14 protein-coding genes and 2 pseudogenes are annotated in these 16491 nt (G+C 73.0%); 11 read left to right on the top strand and 5 right to left on the bottom strand.

Annotation, left to right across the window (positions count from 1 at the left end; genetic code table 11):
* Positions 1 to 262 (top strand): annotated as a pseudogene (locus tag HUW36_RS10330) (catalase HPII); the annotation flags it as partial.
* Between the two features lie 144 nt (positions 263 to 406).
* On the top strand, positions 407 to 1780 hold the full coding sequence (locus HUW36_RS10325) for a glycosyl hydrolase family 18 protein (protein ID WP_174527932.1): 1374 nt from the start codon (positions 407 to 409) through the stop codon (positions 1778 to 1780).
* A gap of 49 nt (positions 1781 to 1829) precedes the next feature.
* Here HUW36_RS10325 and HUW36_RS10320 read toward each other — a convergent pair whose 3' ends face one another.
* Both HUW36_RS10320 and HUW36_RS10315 read right to left on the bottom strand, forming a co-directional pair.
* Positions 1830 to 2807, bottom strand: a complete 978-nt coding sequence (locus tag HUW36_RS10320) for a DUF2804 domain-containing protein (RefSeq protein WP_174527931.1) — start codon at positions 2805 to 2807, stop codon at positions 1830 to 1832.
* 62 nt (positions 2808 to 2869) lie between these two features.
* Entirely contained in the window at positions 2870 to 3628 is a 759-nt protein-coding gene (locus tag HUW36_RS10315; protein WP_174527930.1) for a peptidylprolyl isomerase, read from the bottom strand.
* Positions 3629 to 4148: 520 nt separating this feature from the next.
* Here HUW36_RS10315 and HUW36_RS10310 point away from each other — a divergent pair.
* The 7 genes and pseudogenes from HUW36_RS10310 to HUW36_RS10285 all read left to right on the top strand — a co-directional run bounded on the left by HUW36_RS10310 (position 4149) and on the right by HUW36_RS10285 (position 11141).
* Entirely contained in the window at positions 4149 to 7493 is a 3345-nt protein-coding gene (locus HUW36_RS10310) for an RHS repeat-associated core domain-containing protein (protein WP_246248045.1), read from the top strand.
* Positions 7494 to 7519: 26 nt separating this feature from the next.
* Complete coding sequence (locus tag HUW36_RS34870; protein ID WP_281357506.1) at positions 7520 to 7645, top strand: hypothetical protein; 126 nt, start codon at positions 7520 to 7522, stop codon at positions 7643 to 7645.
* Between the two features lie 194 nt (positions 7646 to 7839).
* Entirely contained in the window at positions 7840 to 8988 is a 1149-nt protein-coding gene (locus HUW36_RS10305) for an RNA ligase RtcB family protein (protein ID WP_174527929.1), read from the top strand.
* Positions 8985 to 9590 (top strand): peptide chain release factor H, encoded by a 606-nt coding sequence (prfH, locus tag HUW36_RS10300; protein ID WP_174527928.1) that lies wholly within the window; start codon positions 8985 to 8987, stop codon positions 9588 to 9590. The genes HUW36_RS10305 and prfH overlap by 4 nt, the downstream gene beginning before the upstream one ends.
* Positions 9587 to 9814 carry a hypothetical protein gene (locus tag HUW36_RS10295; protein ID WP_174527921.1) on the top strand — a complete coding sequence of 76 codons (228 nt, stop codon included), beginning with the start codon at positions 9587 to 9589 and terminating at the stop codon, positions 9812 to 9814. Before prfH ends, HUW36_RS10295 begins: the two co-directional genes overlap by 4 nt.
* A pseudogene (locus HUW36_RS35105) lies at positions 9778 to 9915 on the top strand (aminoglycoside phosphotransferase); the annotation flags it as partial. The gene HUW36_RS10295 and the pseudogene HUW36_RS35105, both read left to right, overlap by 37 nt.
* A gap of 233 nt (positions 9916 to 10148) precedes the next feature.
* Positions 10149 to 11141: a GGDEF domain-containing protein gene (locus HUW36_RS10285; protein ID WP_174527927.1), complete on the top strand. Its 993-nt coding sequence runs from the start codon at positions 10149 to 10151 to the stop codon at positions 11139 to 11141.
* Positions 11142 to 11160: 19 nt separating this feature from the next.
* On the opposite strand, the gene HUW36_RS10280 is transcribed toward HUW36_RS10285, so the two are convergent.
* Positions 11161 to 11586, bottom strand: coding sequence for a VOC family protein (locus tag HUW36_RS10280; RefSeq protein WP_174527926.1), 426 nt, complete (start codon positions 11584 to 11586; stop codon positions 11161 to 11163).
* Positions 11587 to 11719: 133 nt separating this feature from the next.
* Here HUW36_RS10280 and HUW36_RS10275 point away from each other — a divergent pair, with 133 nt between their 5' ends.
* On the top strand, positions 11720 to 12547 hold the full coding sequence (locus tag HUW36_RS10275) for a DUF72 domain-containing protein (RefSeq protein WP_217428792.1): 828 nt from the start codon (positions 11720 to 11722) through the stop codon (positions 12545 to 12547).
* Between the two features lie 32 nt (positions 12548 to 12579).
* On the opposite strand, the gene HUW36_RS10270 is transcribed toward HUW36_RS10275, so the two are convergent.
* Positions 12580 to 13998 carry an ATP-binding protein gene (locus HUW36_RS10270; protein ID WP_174527924.1) on the bottom strand — a complete coding sequence of 473 codons (1419 nt, stop codon included), beginning with the start codon at positions 13996 to 13998 and terminating at the stop codon, positions 12580 to 12582.
* Positions 13999 to 14053: 55 nt separating this feature from the next.
* The gene (locus HUW36_RS10265; RefSeq protein ID WP_174527923.1) at positions 14054 to 15712 is read right to left on the bottom strand and encodes an NAD(P)/FAD-dependent oxidoreductase; all 1659 of its coding nucleotides are present in this window, start codon (positions 15710 to 15712) and stop codon (positions 14054 to 14056) included.
* Positions 15713 to 15854: 142 nt separating this feature from the next.
* On the opposite strand from HUW36_RS10265, the gene HUW36_RS10260 reads away from it, so the two are divergent.
* On the top strand, positions 15855 to 16491 hold a 637-nt coding region (locus tag HUW36_RS10260), incomplete at its 3' end, for an alcohol dehydrogenase catalytic domain-containing protein (RefSeq protein ID WP_174527922.1).

The raw sequence follows: 16491 nt of genomic DNA, 5'->3' as shown, positions 1-16491 counted from the left end.
GCTGCCGGCCCGCGACGCCAAGGCCGGCGCGGCGGGTTCGCCCACCGTCGACCCGCGGGTGCTGCTGCTGGTCGAGGAGGCGTGGCGGCACGCCAAGGCGATCGGCGCGTGGGGCGCCGGCGCGGAGGTGCTGCGGCAGACCGGGGTGGCCGGTTCGCCCGGCGTGGTCACCGGCGGCTCGGGCGGGGAGGTGCTCACCGCCGTGCAGGGGCTGATGGCCGCGCACCGGGTCTGGGACCGGTTCCCGGCCTCGATCGGCTGAGTTCGGCACGCGGGCGGCCCCGATCGGGGCCGCCCGCACGCTTTCATCGAAGAGTATCGTTGACGTCTTAGTTAATAGTCTTTAATATTTGGGCCACCTCGAGGAAGACCGCTGTCCACCCCCGTCCCCCGGGAAGGCCCCTCGATGCCCAGATCCCCCCTCCGGCGCCGCCTCGCCGCCGGTGCGCTCGCGCTCGCCACCACCGCCGCCACCCTCGCCCTCGCCCCGTCCGCCGCCGAGGCGGTCGTGCTGCCGAACAACTTCAAGAGCGTCGGCTACATGCCGTCGTGGAGCGGCAGCGTCACCAGCCTCCAGTACGGCAAGCTCACCCACGTCAACTACGCCTTCGTGCTGCCCAACGGCGACGGCAGCCTGCGCGCGGTGGAGAACCCGAGCAAGCTCTCCTCGCTGGTCTCGCTCGGGCACGCCAACAACGTGAAGGTCTCCATCGCGATCGGCGGCTGGAACGACGGCGACGACTCCGCGTTCGAGGCGCTCGCCGCCAACTCCGGCGCTCGCGGCGCGTTCGTGAACAACGTGGTCGCCTTCGTCGACCAGTACAACCTCGACGGTGTCGACATCGACTGGGAGTACCCCGACCCGGGGGCCTCGGCCAGCAACTACACCCTGCTGATGCAGCAGCTCGGCAGCGCCCTGCACAGCCGGGGCAAGCTGCTCACCGCCGCCGTGGTCGCCGAGGGCTACTACGTCACCGGGGTGCCCACCGCCGTCTTCGGCTCGGTCGACTGGCTCAACGTCATGGCGTACGACGGCGGCAGCCCGCACGCCAACTACGACTGGTCGATCGCCGCCGTCAACGGGTGGAAGGCACGCGGCCTGCCGGCGGCCAAGGCGGTGCTCGGCGTGCCGTTCTACAGCCGGCCCGGCTACTACACCTACGCCGCACTCGTCGGAATGGACCCGGCCAACGCCAACCGGGACTGCACCACGGTCGGCGGCGCCCAGCAGTGCTACAACGGCGTCCCGACCGTGAAGCGCAAGACGCAGTGGGCCATGGCGAACGCCGGCGGCATGATGAACTGGGAGCTGTCGCAGGACACCACCGGCTCGACCTCGCTGGTCAGCGCGATCTACGACACGGTCACCGGCGGCGGCACGCCACCTCCGTCCGGGCGCACCGGGCCGATCACCGGCATCGCCGGCAGGTGCGTCGACGTCGCCGCCGCCGGCACCGCGAACGGCACCGCGATCCAGCTGTACGGGTGCAACGGCACCGCCGCGCAGAACTGGACCGTGGCCGGCGACGGCACGCTGCGGGCGCTGGGCAAGTGCCTCGACGTGACGAGCGCCGGCACCGCGAACGGCACGAAGATCCAGCTCTGGGACTGCAACGGCACCGGCGCCCAGGTCTGGCAGGCGCAGAGCAACGGCACGCTGCGCAACCCGGCGTCGAACCGGTGCCTCGACGCCACCGGCAACAGCTCCGCCGACGGCACCCGGCTCCAGATCTGGGACTGCTTCGGCGGCGCCAACCAGGTCTGGCGACTGCCGGCCTGACCGCCCGACACGCGTCCCCGCCGCGCCGGCCGCGTGGCGGGGACGCCTGTCACCAGCGGTTGCGCGCCTCCTCGGCCCAGCCGGTCAGGCCGTCGAGGTCGACGCGCTCGCCGTCGTCGGTGGCCGCCCAGCCGGCGAAGTGCCCGAAGCACTGGTGCGTCTCGCCGGCCAGCACGAGCAGGTTGGTGCGCGCCACCCGCTCGTGGAACGGGTGGAACGTGACGTCCACCCGGTCGCCGGTGATCCGCCACGGCCGCAGCCAGTCGGACCGGTCGTAGCGCCAGGTGAGGTCGGCGCCGATCTTGTGCAACCGACCGTCGACGAAGACCGCGTTCTCGGTCGAGCCGGTGCCGTCGGTCCACGTGCCGCCCAACTGGATCGCCCGACCCGGGCCACAGCCGGCCGCCCAGTTCCAGCGCACCGCGTACCGCCACTTGCCGCGCCCGTGGTCGAGCACCGCGAACGAGTCCGCACCGACCGCGTGGTCCGTGCCGTGCACCCGGATCGAGCCGCGGACCGGGCGGCCGACGTCCTTGACCGTGTACTGGAACCGGCGGGTGCTCCACGGCACCACCACGCCGAGCGACTCGTGCCCCGGCGGCAGCGGCACCACCAGGTCGACCTCGACGCCCGGCGCGGTGGCCCGTACGGTGCTGCCGTCCGCGTCCTGGTCGACCTCGACGGTCAGCCCGCCGCCCCGGGCCCGGACCGGGCCCGCGCCACTGACCGGCGGGAACTCCGTGCCCCGCGCGAACGGCACGACCGCCTCGGCGACGGTCTCCCGACCGGTGCGCCGGTCGAGCAGGTAGAGGCTCTGCACGCCGGCGTAGTCCAGCGAGGACGCGACCAGGCCGAGGACGTGCGTCGGGGTGACCACGCCCCAGTGCTCCCACCGCTTGGCCCGGCCCCAGCCCCGCAGCTCGGACCGGTGCAGCGGGCGGCGGCTCCAACCGACGGCCGCCGGATTCAGCCGGCCGTCCGGCCGGCACAGGTCGACCGGCTCGGTGATCTCCCGCTCGTGCGTCATCGCCGCAGGTTACCGGGCGGTCCGGCGGACCGGCGTCGGCCGTTCCGCCGGACCACCGGCGTTCAGCGGCCCCGCTTGGCCCGGCAGATCTCCACCGGCAGGGCCGGCGCGCCGTCGACCGGCGCCGGATCCTCCGGGGTGGCCGCGATGCCGCCGGCCGCGATCCGGTCCAGCGTGGCCAGCCCGGCCGCGTCGATCTGCCCGAAGACGGTGTAGTTGGGGCGCAGCGCCGAGTCGGACTGGACCAGGAAGAACTGGCTGCCGTTGGTGTCCGGGCCGGCGTTCGCCATGGCCAGTGTGCCGCGGGCGTAGAGCCGGCGGACCCCGGTCGGGTCGGTCGGCGCGGGCGGCAGGTCGGTGGGCAGCTCGTCGCGGTACCGGTAGCCCGGGCCGCCCTCGCCGGTCCCCGACGGGTCACCGCACTGCAACACCTTCAACGTCGGGTACGCGGTCAGCCGGTGGCACGGCGTCCGGTCGTAGAACCTGTGCCGGGTCAGGTGCAGGAAGCTCTGCACGGTGCAGGGGGCCTGCTCGCGGTCGAGGGTCAGCCCGATCGGGCCCTGGTTGGTGCGCAGGGTCACCCGTACCGTCCCCCGGTCCGGCGTGCGGCGCGGATCGGGCGGCAGTGGCACCGGCCGGGCGGCCGGCTCGTCCGGCGTCGGGGTGTACGCGCACGGCCCCTTGGTGGGCGCGGGGTCGGCGGCCGGCGCCGCGGTGGCGGCGACACCTCCGGCGGCGACGAGCGCGGCGGCGGTCACCGCCACCCCGGCGAGGCGGGCCAGCAACGGTACGGCGACGTGCGGTCGGGTTTCGCTCGACACGTGGGTCCTCCCTGGACTCGTGGTACCAGAAAGACCGGAGTCTATGGATCCGGTCGCCCGATGTCGACGGTGGCCGGGGTTTCACGCTCCGTGAGGACGTCGGCCCTTGTGCCCGTATCCGCCGGATAGGTGACAACCATTTGTGATCGGCATTGACAGCAATCCGATCACCTCACTAGGTTAATTGACATCCATCAAGTACCGGCGCGAGAAGAACGGGGATAATCGCCAGCCGGACGACGGAGTCAACTCGCACGACCGGACCGCTCGCGCCACAGCCGAGCGATGCCGGCCGTCACGACCGCGTCACAACCCTTTCCGCCAGGCGCTCATCGCCTGGCCAGAAGGCCGCCACGGCTGCGCCTGCGCGGCTGACGCACATCCACACCACACCGCCGCCGGAATGGGCGCGCAATTATGCGCGCCCATTCCAGCGCAATTGCTCGCTGTTTCGTCGTCCGGCGGAACAGATCTTCACCGTGCCCACCCGGCGACCGCCGGATTGCGTCGAGGAGAATACATGCAGAAACGTCGCGCCATGTCGACGACGGCGGTGGTCACCGCCCTGGCATCGGCTTGGCTGGTGGCACCCGCCGCCCCCGCGAGCGCCGCCCCCGCAGCGCCCGGAGGCCTCACCCCGGTGGTGTCACCGCGTACGGGTGGCACGGTGAAGCTGTTCGACACCCCGCGTCGCGCGGCCAGCCGGACCGCCGTCGCGCAGGGGGTCGCCCCCACCGTGCCGAAGGGCACCGGGCCGGTCCGCAACGCGGCCCAGGTCCCCTTCTCGATCAGCGACCGGATCCAGGCGAAGGTCAACGTCGGGTCGGGCAACCTGCTGATCACCAGTACCGAACTCACCCTGCCCGGCGTGGCGGCCAACGTCACCGTCGGCGCGGCGTTCAACAGCCTGCTGCTCGGCACCGACCTTCCGCAGGGCGCGCACGGCCCCGGCTGGCGTACCCGGGCCGGCATGGACGTCCGGCTGGTCAAGGCCGACGACGGGTCGGTGACCTACGCCGCCGCCGACGGGGTGGTCGGGAAGTTCACCGTGCTCGGGTCCGGCTACAAGACCCCGGTGGAGTTCAAGGCCGTGCTGGCCAAGGACGGCACCGGCTGGAAGCTGACCGAGCACGGCGGCAAGCGGCTCTACTTCGACTCCGCCGGCCTGCTGACGAAGACGCTGGACCGCAACGACAACGCCACCACCTACACCTACGCCAGCGGCAAGCTGAGCAAGGTCACCTCGGACCGGGGCAACGGGTCGGTGCGCTCGGCGGTCCCGACCTACACCGGCAACCAGATCACCAAGTACCGGCAGACCGCCGACGACGGCGCCTGGCGGGAGGTGTCGTACCAGTACGACTCGGCGAACCGGCTCACCACCATCCAGTCCGCCACCTGGCGCAAGACGTCGTTCGACTACAACAGCGCGGGCGACCTGGTCAAGATCACCGCGATGGACAACTCGTTCCACACGTTCACCTACGACGGCCAGCACCGGGTCACCTCGGTCACCCAGGTCACCAACGTGCCGACGATGACCGGCTCCACCACCCGGTTCGCGTACCCGACGTCCTCGCAGACGCTCGTCGCGGACGCGCGGCAGGACCTCGGCCAGGCGGTCGCCGCGGTGCCGCACAGCACCTACGACCTGAACAGCGACAAGAAGGTCACCAAGGTCACCGACCCCGCGGGCAACGAGCGCAGCACCTCGTACACGCCGTTCGGCGACGTGGCGGGCACCGTCTCGCCGGAGGGCGGCACCGTCACCAACACCTACGGGGCCAACGGCGGCGAGTCGCTGACCAAGTCGGACTCACCCACCGGCGCGAGCGCGTCGGCGGCGTACACCGGCGTGGCCAGCCAGACCAACCCCACCGCCAACTTCCAGCCCAGTTCGTCGATCGACACGCAGGCCAACAGCTCCACCTACACCTACAACGGCACCGGCAACCGGACCTCCACCAAGGACGCCCTGGCCGCCGACGCGAAGGTCGACTACAACACCGACGGCACGGTGAAGTCGTCCACCGACCCCGGCAACGGCACCAACGCCACCACCTACGGCTACGACGCCAACAAGCAGGTCATCAAGCTCACGCCGCCGACCGGCAACGGGCTGGTCGCGAAGACGTTCAGCTACGACAACTTCGGCCGGCTCAAGACCGTCAACGACGGCTGCGTCACCACCTACGAGTACAGCCTGGACGACCGGGTCACCAAGATCTCACACTCCGGCTGCGCGGCCGCCGGTGACGTCGTCTACGAGTACGGCGGCTCCGGCAACCTGATCAAGCGGACCGACGCCAGCGGGGTCACCACCTACCTCTACGACACGCTGAACCGGCTCCGCGAACGCACCACCGGCGCCGAGACGCTGTCCTACGTCCCGGACGCCGTCGGCAACCTGGTCAAGCTGACCGACGGCCGGGGCACCACGCAGTACTACTACAACACCCGCAACCTGCTGGTCCGGATGGACACCGCCGGGGGCACCCGCTACAACTTCCTCTACGACAACAACGGCAACCGGACCACGACGTACTTCGCCACGGACAACACCAACAGCGTCTGGGCGATGAAGACCACCACCACGTACGACAAGTCGGACCGGCCGCTGCGGGTCACCACGAAGCGCTTCTCCAGCAGCCCCGCCACCGTCTCGGACATCACCTACTGCTACGCCAAGTACGTGGCCGGCCAGGGCTGCTCGACCGCCAAGACCGACGACACCGGCCTGCGCCAGTGGCAGAAGGACGAGTCGACCGGCACGGTCACCCAGTTCAGCTACGACAAGGGCAACCGGCTGACCAAGGCCACCAACGTGGGCGGCAAGACCTACGAGTACGCCTACGACACCAACGGCAACCGCACCAGTGTCAAGGTCGACGCCAGCACCACCCAGTCGCTGACGTTCAACTCGGCCAACCAGATCACCACGACCAACAACACCTACGACGGCCGCGGCAGCCAGACCAAGAGCAGCGCGCCCGCGGTCACCACCCTGGGATACAACGGGCTGAAGCAGATGACCACCGCCGGGACCGGCAGCTACACCTACGCCGGCGCCGACCAGGTGGAGCTGACCTCCGGCAACGGCACCACGATGGTGTTCGGCCGGCAGGACCAGTACGGCGTGCCCGCCCTCCAGTCCTACCGCAACGGCTCCGGGACCGTCTACGTCGAGCGCGACGGCATCGGCTCCCTGCTCGGCCTGCGCATCAACAACCGCGACTACGCCTACGTCCTCGACGGGCAGGGCTCCCCGATCGCCGTGGTCAGCTCTGACGGCACCACGGTGGCCACCTACCGCTACGACCCGTACGGCGTGGTCACCAGCTCCGACGAGTACTACCTCGGGCAGACCAACATCCTGCGCTACGCCGGCGGCATCTACGACCCGGCGACGAAGTACACCAAGTTCGGCCAGCGCTGGTACAACCCGGCCCACGGGCGGTTCACCCAGCAGGACAACCTGAGCTTCATCGGCAACCCGGCGAACGGCAACCGCTACGCCTACGCCGCCGACAACCCGATCGGCAACATCGACCCGACCGGCCAGGACTCCGAGAGCTTCGGATTCGAGATCTGCTACGTCCTGTGCGCCGGCCTCGCCTACGAGTGGGACGACGAGGGCAACCAGGGCATCACCGGATCCATCGGCACCGGCGCCGGCGCCTCGGTGTCCTACCAGAAGGGCAGCGGCAACGTGGAGGACGGCGGCGGTGTCTACGGTCAGTGCGCCCTGGGCGCGATCAGCGCCGGCGCCGAGGTGGACTGGGAGGGCGAGTCGGACTACAACGGCGGCGTCAGCAGCGGCGGCACGGGTTGCTCGGCCGGATTCCAGGGAACCGTGGCCTTCTGACCTGACCCGACCACCCGAGGACTGACATGGATCTGCTCGCTGTCACGCTCGCCGCCCGCTCGCCCCTGCCGGGGCCGGTGCTCGTCGGATTCTTCGTCCTGGTGGCGGTGGCGCTCGTCGCCATCGTCTACCTGAGGGGCCGGGGCCGGTAACACCCCGCCCCCGAAAGGCCGGCCGGTCGTCACGACCGGCCGGCCTTTCGGCGTGCTCGGCGGCGAAACTCGCTTGCCTCACCCGCCGGTGTCGGGCACGGTGACCGCCATGACGTTCTGACGGACCGCACCCCGCCCGCAGGCCGAGCCGCCTGCCGTTCGCCGCTCTCCGCCTTTCCCAGAAACGAGCGTCTGTGTCCGTGCATTCCTCCGGGCGGGCCACCGTGCCCGCCACCGTTTCCGTCTTCTCCTCCCCCGGCAGCTGGATCGAGTCCGCCGCGCTGGACCAGTGCCACCAGGTCGCCGCACTGGACGGCATGGTGCACGTCGCCGCCATGCCGGACCTGCACCCCGGCAAGGGCGCGCCGATCGGCGCCGCGATGGCGTCGACGGTGCTCTACCCGTTCCTGGTCGGCTCCGACATCGGGTGCGGGATCGCGGTGTTCCCGATCGCGCTGCGGCGGGCCGTACCCGAACGGCTGGCCGCCCGGTTCCCCGACCTGGACCGGGCGCTCGACCCGGACCGGGACGCCGACGACCCGGCCTGGTCGGTGCTGGACGGCGACGTGCCGGCCGGTCACCTGGACGGGCTCGGCACGGTCGGGCGCGGCAACCACTTCGTCGAGCTGGCCCGCGTCGGCGCGGTCCTCGCGCCGGAGCACGCCGACCGGCTCGGCCTGGCCACCGGCGACCTGGTGCTGGTCGTGCACTCCGGTTCGCGCGGGCTGGGCGAGCGGATCCTGCGCGAGCACACCGAGACGCACGGGGCGGGCCCCGCCCCCGACCCGGACGCCTACCTGGCCCGGCACGACGCGGCGGTCCGGTGGGGCTCGCTCAACCGGCGACTGCTCGCGGCCCGGGTCGCGTACGCGCTGGGCGCCGAGCCCACCGAGCCGGTCGTCGACCAGTGCCACAACCTGGTCGAGATCCGTGACGGGCACTACCTGCACCGCAAGGGCGCCGCCCCGGGCGACGGCCGGGACGTGCTGGTCGCCGGCACCCGGGGCACACCGTCCTACCTGGTGGCCGCGCACGCGAACGCGGACGCCAACCACTCGGTCGCGCACGGCGCCGGCCGGAAGATGTCCCGTGCCGACGCGCTGCGCCGTGGCCGCGCCAAGCACACCGTCGAGGAACTGCGCCGCACGCCGGTCGGGTCGATCGTGGTGTGCGGTGACCGTCAGCTGCTGTTCGAGGAGGCGCCGACCGCGTACAAGCGCATCGAGCAGGTGATCGGGGACCTGGTCGCGCACGGCCTGGCCACCCCGGTCACCACCACGGTGCCGCTGGTCACCTACAAGACCCCGGACGTGGGCGCGGGTCGCCGGCGGAGCCGACGGTGACGGAGCTGTTCCTGTCCGCCGGGCGCGGGCCGCAGGAGTGCGCCTGGGCGCTGGCCCGGCTGCTGTCCCGCCTGGAGGCCGACGCCGCGCGACGCGGCCTGCGCGTGGCCCGGGTCGAGACGGTGCCCGGCGAACGGCCGGGCACCCACCGGTCGGCACTGGTCCGGATCACCGGCGCGGGCGCGGAGGAGTTCACCACCGGCTGGACCGGCACGCTCTGCTGGCAGGCGGCCAGCCCCTACCGTCCGGGTCACGGTCGGAAGAACTGGTACGTCACCGCGCGGCCGCACCGGGCCGACGAGATGGCCACCCCGTTCCGCGAGGCGGACGTCGCGATCGTGCCGTGCCGCACCGGCGGGCCGGGCGGCCAGCACCGGAACAAGGCCAGCACCGCGGTCCGCGCGACCCACCGCCCGTCCGGCCTGACCGTGGTGGTGGACACGGAACGCCACCTGCACCTCAACCGGCGGATCGCGGTCGACCTGCTGCGGCGGCGGATAGCCGAGGGCGACGACGCGGCCCGCCGCGCCGGCACGACGGCGCGCTGGCGGATCCACGACGAGCTGGTCCGGGGCGACCCAACGCGGGTGGAGCGACCGTGACCCGGGCGTTCCTGCGGCCGGACGACGTCCGCGACCTGGTACGCGACCGGCTGGGCACGGACCGCCAGGTCGTCACGTTGGACCGGCTCGCCGGCGGGACCCGCAAGGGCGTGTACCGGATCGGCCTCGACGACGGCGGGTCGGTGGTCCTCTACGTGTGGTCGGCGGCGGAGAACTACTGGCCGGTGTCGACGTCTACCGGTACGCGCAGGTGCTGTCGTTGATCGAGGGTCCGCTGCGGATCGCCGGGACCGACTTCCCGGACCGGCGGTGGATGCGCGACCTGGCCGAGCGGAACATCGCCGCGGCGCTCGCTGCGCTCTGAGCCGCTCACGCGCGGTGACCCGCAGGTCACGGCGCTGTCTCATTTCGCGCCGATGAATGCCAGATGAACGATTCGCCTCTTGACGACCGGGCGGCCCGGTCATTGAATTTCGACGTGGCGAGCTGCCCCGCGTGCGTGGCGTCCACACCGACCGTCGGCGGGGGCGGGCCGGTCGACCGAGCCCGTACCGGTTCCGGCGTGCCCGGCCCGCACCCGCCCCGGCGGGCCGTCCGATGACCGAGCGGCGCCGGCGCACGCTGCTCAGCGCGGCGCTGCACGCCGTGTCGCACGCGGTCGCCGTCGTCTACTGCCTGATGACGCTCGCCGAGCCGCACCGGCCGCTGATGCTCGGGGCGTACGGCTGCGGCCTGGTCGCCGGCGTCGCGGGCTCCTGGGTCGCGACCCGGGTGACGTCGAAGAGCTGGAGCTACCGGGTCTCCTCGACGCTGCTGCTGATCACGCTGGTGGTGGCCGCGGTGGGCGCGCTCGGTGACGGCGGCGTCTCCTCCCCCGCCGCGCTGGGCTTCGTCACCACCGCCGTCTTCGTCGCCAGCTACACCCCGCAGCTGCGCCTGATGCTCGGCTTCGAGGTGCTCATCGTCGGCACCTACCTGCTGGTCGCGGTCGCCGGGCCACCCGCGCCACGCGGCCACGTCTTCGTCTACGTCGCCGGCATGCTGGTGCTCGTCTCCGTCTGCTCCACCCAGACCCGCACGCTGGCCCGGCAGCGGTCCCGACTGCGCGCGCTGGCGTCGCTGGACCCACTCACCGGCGCGCTGAACCGGCGCGGCCTGGCCGAGCTGGCCCGCTTCCTGTTCCGCACGGGCTGCCGGCCCGGGCCGTCGCTGCTCTGCCTCGACCTGGACGACTTCAAGCTGGTCAACGACCGCCTCGGGCACGCCGCCGGTGACGACCTGCTACGGCGGGTGGTGGCCGCGACGCGCGAGGCGCTGCGCGACGGCGACGCCGTCGCCCGGATCGGTGGCGACGAGTTCGTGGTGGTGCTCGCCGCCGCCGACGCGGAGGCCGCCCGGTCGACGGCGGCGCGGATCGAGGCGACGTTGCGCCCGCTCAGCCCGGTCAGCGTCGGCGCGGCCACCGCGCCCCACGACGGCGACACCCTCGACCGTCTCCTGCACGCCGCCGACCAGCGCCTCTACCGGGTGAAGCAGCAGCGCGGACGCGCCGGTGGCCGACTGCTCGCCGACGGCGGCGGACGCGGCTGACCACGCCCCGGCACCCCGGTCAGGCGACGAAGACGCAGAACGGGTGACCGGCCGGGTCGGCGTAGACCCGCAACGGCTCGTCCGGGTCGTCGACGCGGTCCAGCAGCAGCCGGCCGCCGAGTGCGAGCACCCGCGCGTGCTGCCGGTCGAGTTCCGCCACCGACGGCACGGTCAGGTCGAGGTGGAGCTGCTGCGGCACCTCCCCCTCCGGCCAGGTCACCGCCGGCAACCGCTCGACCTGCTGGAACGCCAACTGCGGAACGCCCTCCGGGGTGCGCAGCACCAACCAGTCGCTACCCCGCCCGTCGGGCTCCCCGGCCGCCGGGGGTTCGTCCCCGGGCCGGTAGACCAGGTCCAGCAGCGCGCGGTAGAACTCGGCCAGGGCCCGCGCGTCGGTGCAGTCGAGCACCACCTGGCACAGCCGTAGACCCGGTCCCTCGGTCACGTGACCACCTCCGGCCCTCCTCCTGCCCGCGGCGGGACCGGCCCAATCCGACCGCCGGGAGCCCGGATACGGTGGGGCGCGGCCGCGACGCGACGAGGGAGGACACCGGATGCGCCTGCACGTGGGATGTGCGATGTGGACGCACCGGTCCTGGTCGGGACGGTTCCTGCCGCATCCGCTGCCGGCCCACGAGCGGCTGCGCGCGTACGCCGGCTGGTGCGACGCGGTCGAGGGCAACACCACGTTCTACGCGACCCCCAGCCGGGAGACCGTCACGTCCTGGGCGGAGCAGACCGGGCCCCACTTCCGGTTCCTGCCGAAGCTGCCGAAGGCGGTCACGCACGGGCACCGGCTCACCGGCGGCGAGGGCGAACTGCTGGCGTTCCTGGACGCGATCGAGCCGCTCGGCCCCCGGGCAGACATGCTCTGGGTGCAACTGCCCGGTGCGTTCGCCCCCGACGACGTGCCCGTCCTGGACCGGTTCCTGCGCGCCCTGCCCACCAGCCACCGGTACGCCGTCGAGGTCCGCCACCCCGCCTTCTTCACCGAGCCCGGCGCGGTGCGGGCACTGGAGGACACGCTCGGCCGGCACGGCGCGGAGTGGGTCCCGTTCGACACCACCGCCTTCTTCCGGACCCCACCGACTTCCGACGCGGAGCGGGAGGCGTGGACCCGCAAGCCCCGGTTGCCGCTGCGGACCCGCGCGCTGACCGACCGGCCGGTCGTGCGCTACCTCGGCCGCGACGACCCGGCCCGCACGGTCGAGGGCTGGCAGCCGTGGCTCGACGTGGTCGCCGGCTGGCTGCGCGAGGGCCGCTCGCCGACCGTCTTCGTGCACACGCCGGACAACGCGGACGCCCTCGAACTGGCCCGACGCTTCCACGACCAGGTACGCGCCCGGGTGCCCGGGCTGGCGCCGCTGCCCGAGCCGGCCCCGGCCGGCCCGGCCACCCTGTTCTGACCGCCCCACCCTCTTCCGACCGGCCCCGCCGGTCAGGCCGGCGTCAGCGGCAGCAGCACCTCGAACCGGGTGTCCCCCGGCTCCGACCGCACCCGGATGTCGCCGTGGTGCTTGTTGACCACGATCCGGTACGAGATGTCCAGGCCGAGACCGGTGCCCTCGCCGACCGCCTTGGTGGTGAAGAACGGCTCGAAGATGCGCGGCCGGACCTCCGGCGGGATGCCCGGTCCGGTGTCCCGGACCTCGACCGTCAGCCGGTCCTCGGTGCGCCCGGTCCGGACCGTCAGCGTGCCCTCGCCCGCCATCGCGGCGAGCGCGTTGTCGATGAGGTTCGTCCACACCTGGTTGAGTTCGGCGGCGTACGCCGGCACCGCGGGCAGGCTCCGGTCGTACTCCCTGACCACCCGCACGCCCGCCGGCACCTTGGCCTGGAGCATGACCAGCGTGGCGTCGAGCAGGTCGTGCACGTCCACCGTCTGGTAGGGCGCGCGGTCGAGCTGGGAGTACTGCTTGGCGGCCCCCACCAGCCCGGAGACCCGGCTCACGGCGTCGTCGATCTCGCCCATCAGCAGCTCGGTGTCGATGGTGTAGGTGATCCAGTGGACCGCCGACTCCAGGTCGTCGCCGCCGACCGCCGCGTCGACCTGGGTGAGCCAGCCGCTGTCGATGCCGCCGGCCACCAGCGTCGGGGCCAGCTCCCAGGCCCCCCGTACGCCGTGGTCGTCGAGCCAGTCGGCCAGCTCGTCCTCGGCGTCGCTGGCCGCCAGCGGCGACAGCGCGGGCGCGGCGGCGGCCCGCTTCACCGCCTCCTCCTGGAGCGCGACCAGGTCGTGCAGCCGCCGCCCGTCCAGCCGACCGTCGGCGATCATGGCGAGCTTGTGCCGCATCTTCGCCACCCGCCCGCGCAGCGCCGAGGTGGCCCGCACGGCGGCCGCCGCCGGGTTGTTCAGCTCGTGGGTGAGCCCGGCCGACAGCGCGCCCAGGGCCAGCAGCCGTTCCCGCTCGCCGACGATGGTCTGCGTGTTGCGCATCCCGACGAACAGCCCCTCCAGCAGGTGGGTGGCCATCGGGAACCAGCCGCGCATGGCGTCCGCGATGACCGCCGCCGGCAGGGCGAACACGGCGCAGTCGGTGACCGCGCGGAGGCTGTTCAGGTAGCGCTGCTCGGCCGGGTCCCCGACGTACGCCTGCATCGCGCCGCCGTAGACGCCCGGCTGGCTGGTCCGGCTCAGCTCCACCTCGTCGCCCTGGACCCGGCGGTGCATGGCGACCGTGCCGTCGAGCAGCACGTAGAAGCAGCTCGCCGGCTCGCCCTCGACGTATACCGCCTCGCCGGCACGGCGCCGTTCCACCCGGCCGTGCTCGGCCAGGTGGGCGAGCTGCTCCGAGGTGAGCGACTCGAACAGGAAGAGCTTCCGCAACTCCTCAGGGCTCAGCCGGTCCGTGGTCACTGGGCCTCCTTCGTTCGCGACTGCGGGGCTCGCAAACCCGGCTCACTCCTCGCGCTCACTGGGCCTCCAGGTAGCGGTGCACCAGCGAGACCGCCATCGCGCCCTCGCCCACGGCCGAGGCCACCCGCTTCACCGAGTCGGCCCGCACGTCCCCGGCGGCGAACACGCCGGGCATGCTGGACTCCAGGTGGTAGGGGTCGCGCGGCAACGCCCAGCCCGGCGGCCGGCGACCGCCGCGGGTCAGGTCCGGGCCGGTGAGCACGAAGCCCCGGCCGTCGCGGGCGACCGCGCCGTCGAGCCAGGCGGTACGCGGCTCGGCGCCGATGAACACGAACAGCCACAAGGTCTCCACCTCGCGGGTGGCGCCGGTACGCACGTCCCGCAGCGTCACCTGTTCCAGGTGCTCGCCGCCCGCGCCGCCGACCACCTCGGTGCAGGGATGCACCTCGATGGTGTCGATCCGGGAGATCTGCTCGATCAGGTAGCTGGACATCGACCGGGTCAGGTCGTCGCCGCGGATCAGCAGGTGGACCCGGCGCGCGTAGCGGGAGAAGTGCACGGCGGCCTGGCCGGCCGAGTTGGCCCCGCCGACGATGTAGACGTCCGACCCGGAACAGCTCGGCGCCTCGCTCGCCACCGAGCCGTAGAAGCAGCCCCGGCCGGTCAGCTCGGCCAGCCCGGGCGCCGGCAGCATCCGGTAGGAGACGCCGGTGGCGAGCACCACCGTGTGCGCGGCGACGCTGCTGCCGTCGCTGAACCGCAGCACCCGCGCGCCGCCCGCGTCCTCCAGCGACACCACCTCCCGGGCGCTGAGCAGTTCCGCGCCGAAGCGCAGCGCCTGGCGGCGGGCCCGGTCGGTGAGCTGGGCACCGGAGACCCCGTCCGGGAAACCGAGGTAGTTCTCGATCCGGCTGCTCTGCCCGGCCTGCCCGCCGGTGGCCCGCCGCTCGATCAGCACCGTCCGCAGCCCCTCGGACGCGCCGTAGACGGCGGCGCCGAGCCCGGCCGGGCCGGCGCCGACCACCACCAGGTCGTAGAACTCGGCCGCCGGCGTGGTGGCCAGCCCGACCTGGGCGGCCAGGTCGGCCGGCGACGGCTGCACCAGCGACTTGCCGTCCGCGGTCACCACCAGGGGTACGTCGTTCGCGGTGACGCCCGCGGCGGTGAGCAGCCCGGCGCCCTCCGGCTCGTCGGCGGGCACCCAGCGGAACGGCACCAGGTTGCGGGCCAGGAAGTCGCGCGCGGAGAACGACGGGGCGGACCAGCGGTGCCCGACCACCCGCAGCTCGGGCGTGGTGGTGGTGCCGTCGGCCGTCCACGCCTCCAGCAGCTGGTCCTGCACCGGGTAGAGCTTCTCCTCCGGCGGGTGCCACGGCTTGAGCAGGTAGTGGTCGAGGTCGACCACGTTGATCGCGTCGATCGCGGCGTCGGTGTCGGCGTACGCGGTGAGCAGCACCCGGCGCGCGGTGGGGAACAGGTCCATCGCGGCCTCGAGGAACTCGATGCCGTTCATCTGCGGCATCCGGTAGTCGGCGAGAAGCACCGCCACCTGTTCGCCGCGCAGCTTCAACTCGCGCAGCGCGTCCAGGGCCGCCTCGGCGGAGTCGGCGCGGACCACCCGGTAGCGGTCGCCGTAGCGGCGCCGGATGTCGCGGGCGACCGCCCGGGAGACGGCCGGGTCGTCGTCGACGGTGAGGATCGCGGGGTTGGGCATGACCCCCACTTAAGCACCACCGGCGGTCGACCCGCACCACCCGCCCGGACGGCCACCCCTCCCTCACCTCGGTGATCACGGGGTTCGCGTCGAGCGGCGGCGAAGGGTGTGCGGGGTCGGCGGGAGGTGTGAGGATCGACGGGTGCGTGCGGTGGTGATCGAGGAGTTCGGGGTGACGCCGGAGGTCCGGGAGGTGCCGGATCCCGCGCCGGCGCCCGACGGGGTGGTCGTCCGGGTCGGGGCGACCGGGCTGTGTCGCAGCGACTGGCACGGCTGGCAGGGCCACGACCCGGACATCCGCCTGCCGCACGTGCCCGGGCACGAGTTCGCCGGCGTGGTCACGGCCGTCGGCGCGGACGTGCGCGGCTGGCGGCCCGGCGACCGGGTCACCGCGCCGTTCGTCTGCGCCTGCGGGCGCTGCCCCTCCTGTCTCGCCGGCGACCAGCAGGTCTGCGAACGGCAGACCCAGCCCGGCTTCACCGGATGGGGATCGTTCGCCGAGTACGTGGCCGTGCGCGACGCCGACGTCAACCTGGTGCGGTTGCCGGACGACCTGGACGACCGCACCGCCGCGGCGCTGGGCTGCCGGTTCGCCACCGCGTTCCGGGCCGTGGTCGGGCAGGGTCGGGTGGCCGCCGGTGAGTGGGTGGCCGTACACGGGTGCGGTGGGGTGGGCCTGTCCGCGGTGATGATCGCGGCGGCGAGCGGCGCCCGGGTGGTGGCGGTGGACGTGGCGCCGGCGGCGCTGGAACTGGCCCGGCGCTGCGGGGCCGCGGTCT

The sequence above is a fragment of the Micromonospora maritima genome (assembly GCF_902825405.1).
In the GTDB taxonomy this organism is placed as follows: Bacteria; Actinomycetota; Actinomycetes; order Mycobacteriales; family Micromonosporaceae; genus Micromonospora; species Micromonospora maritima.
This window is presented reverse-complemented; position numbering and strand designations above follow the sequence as displayed.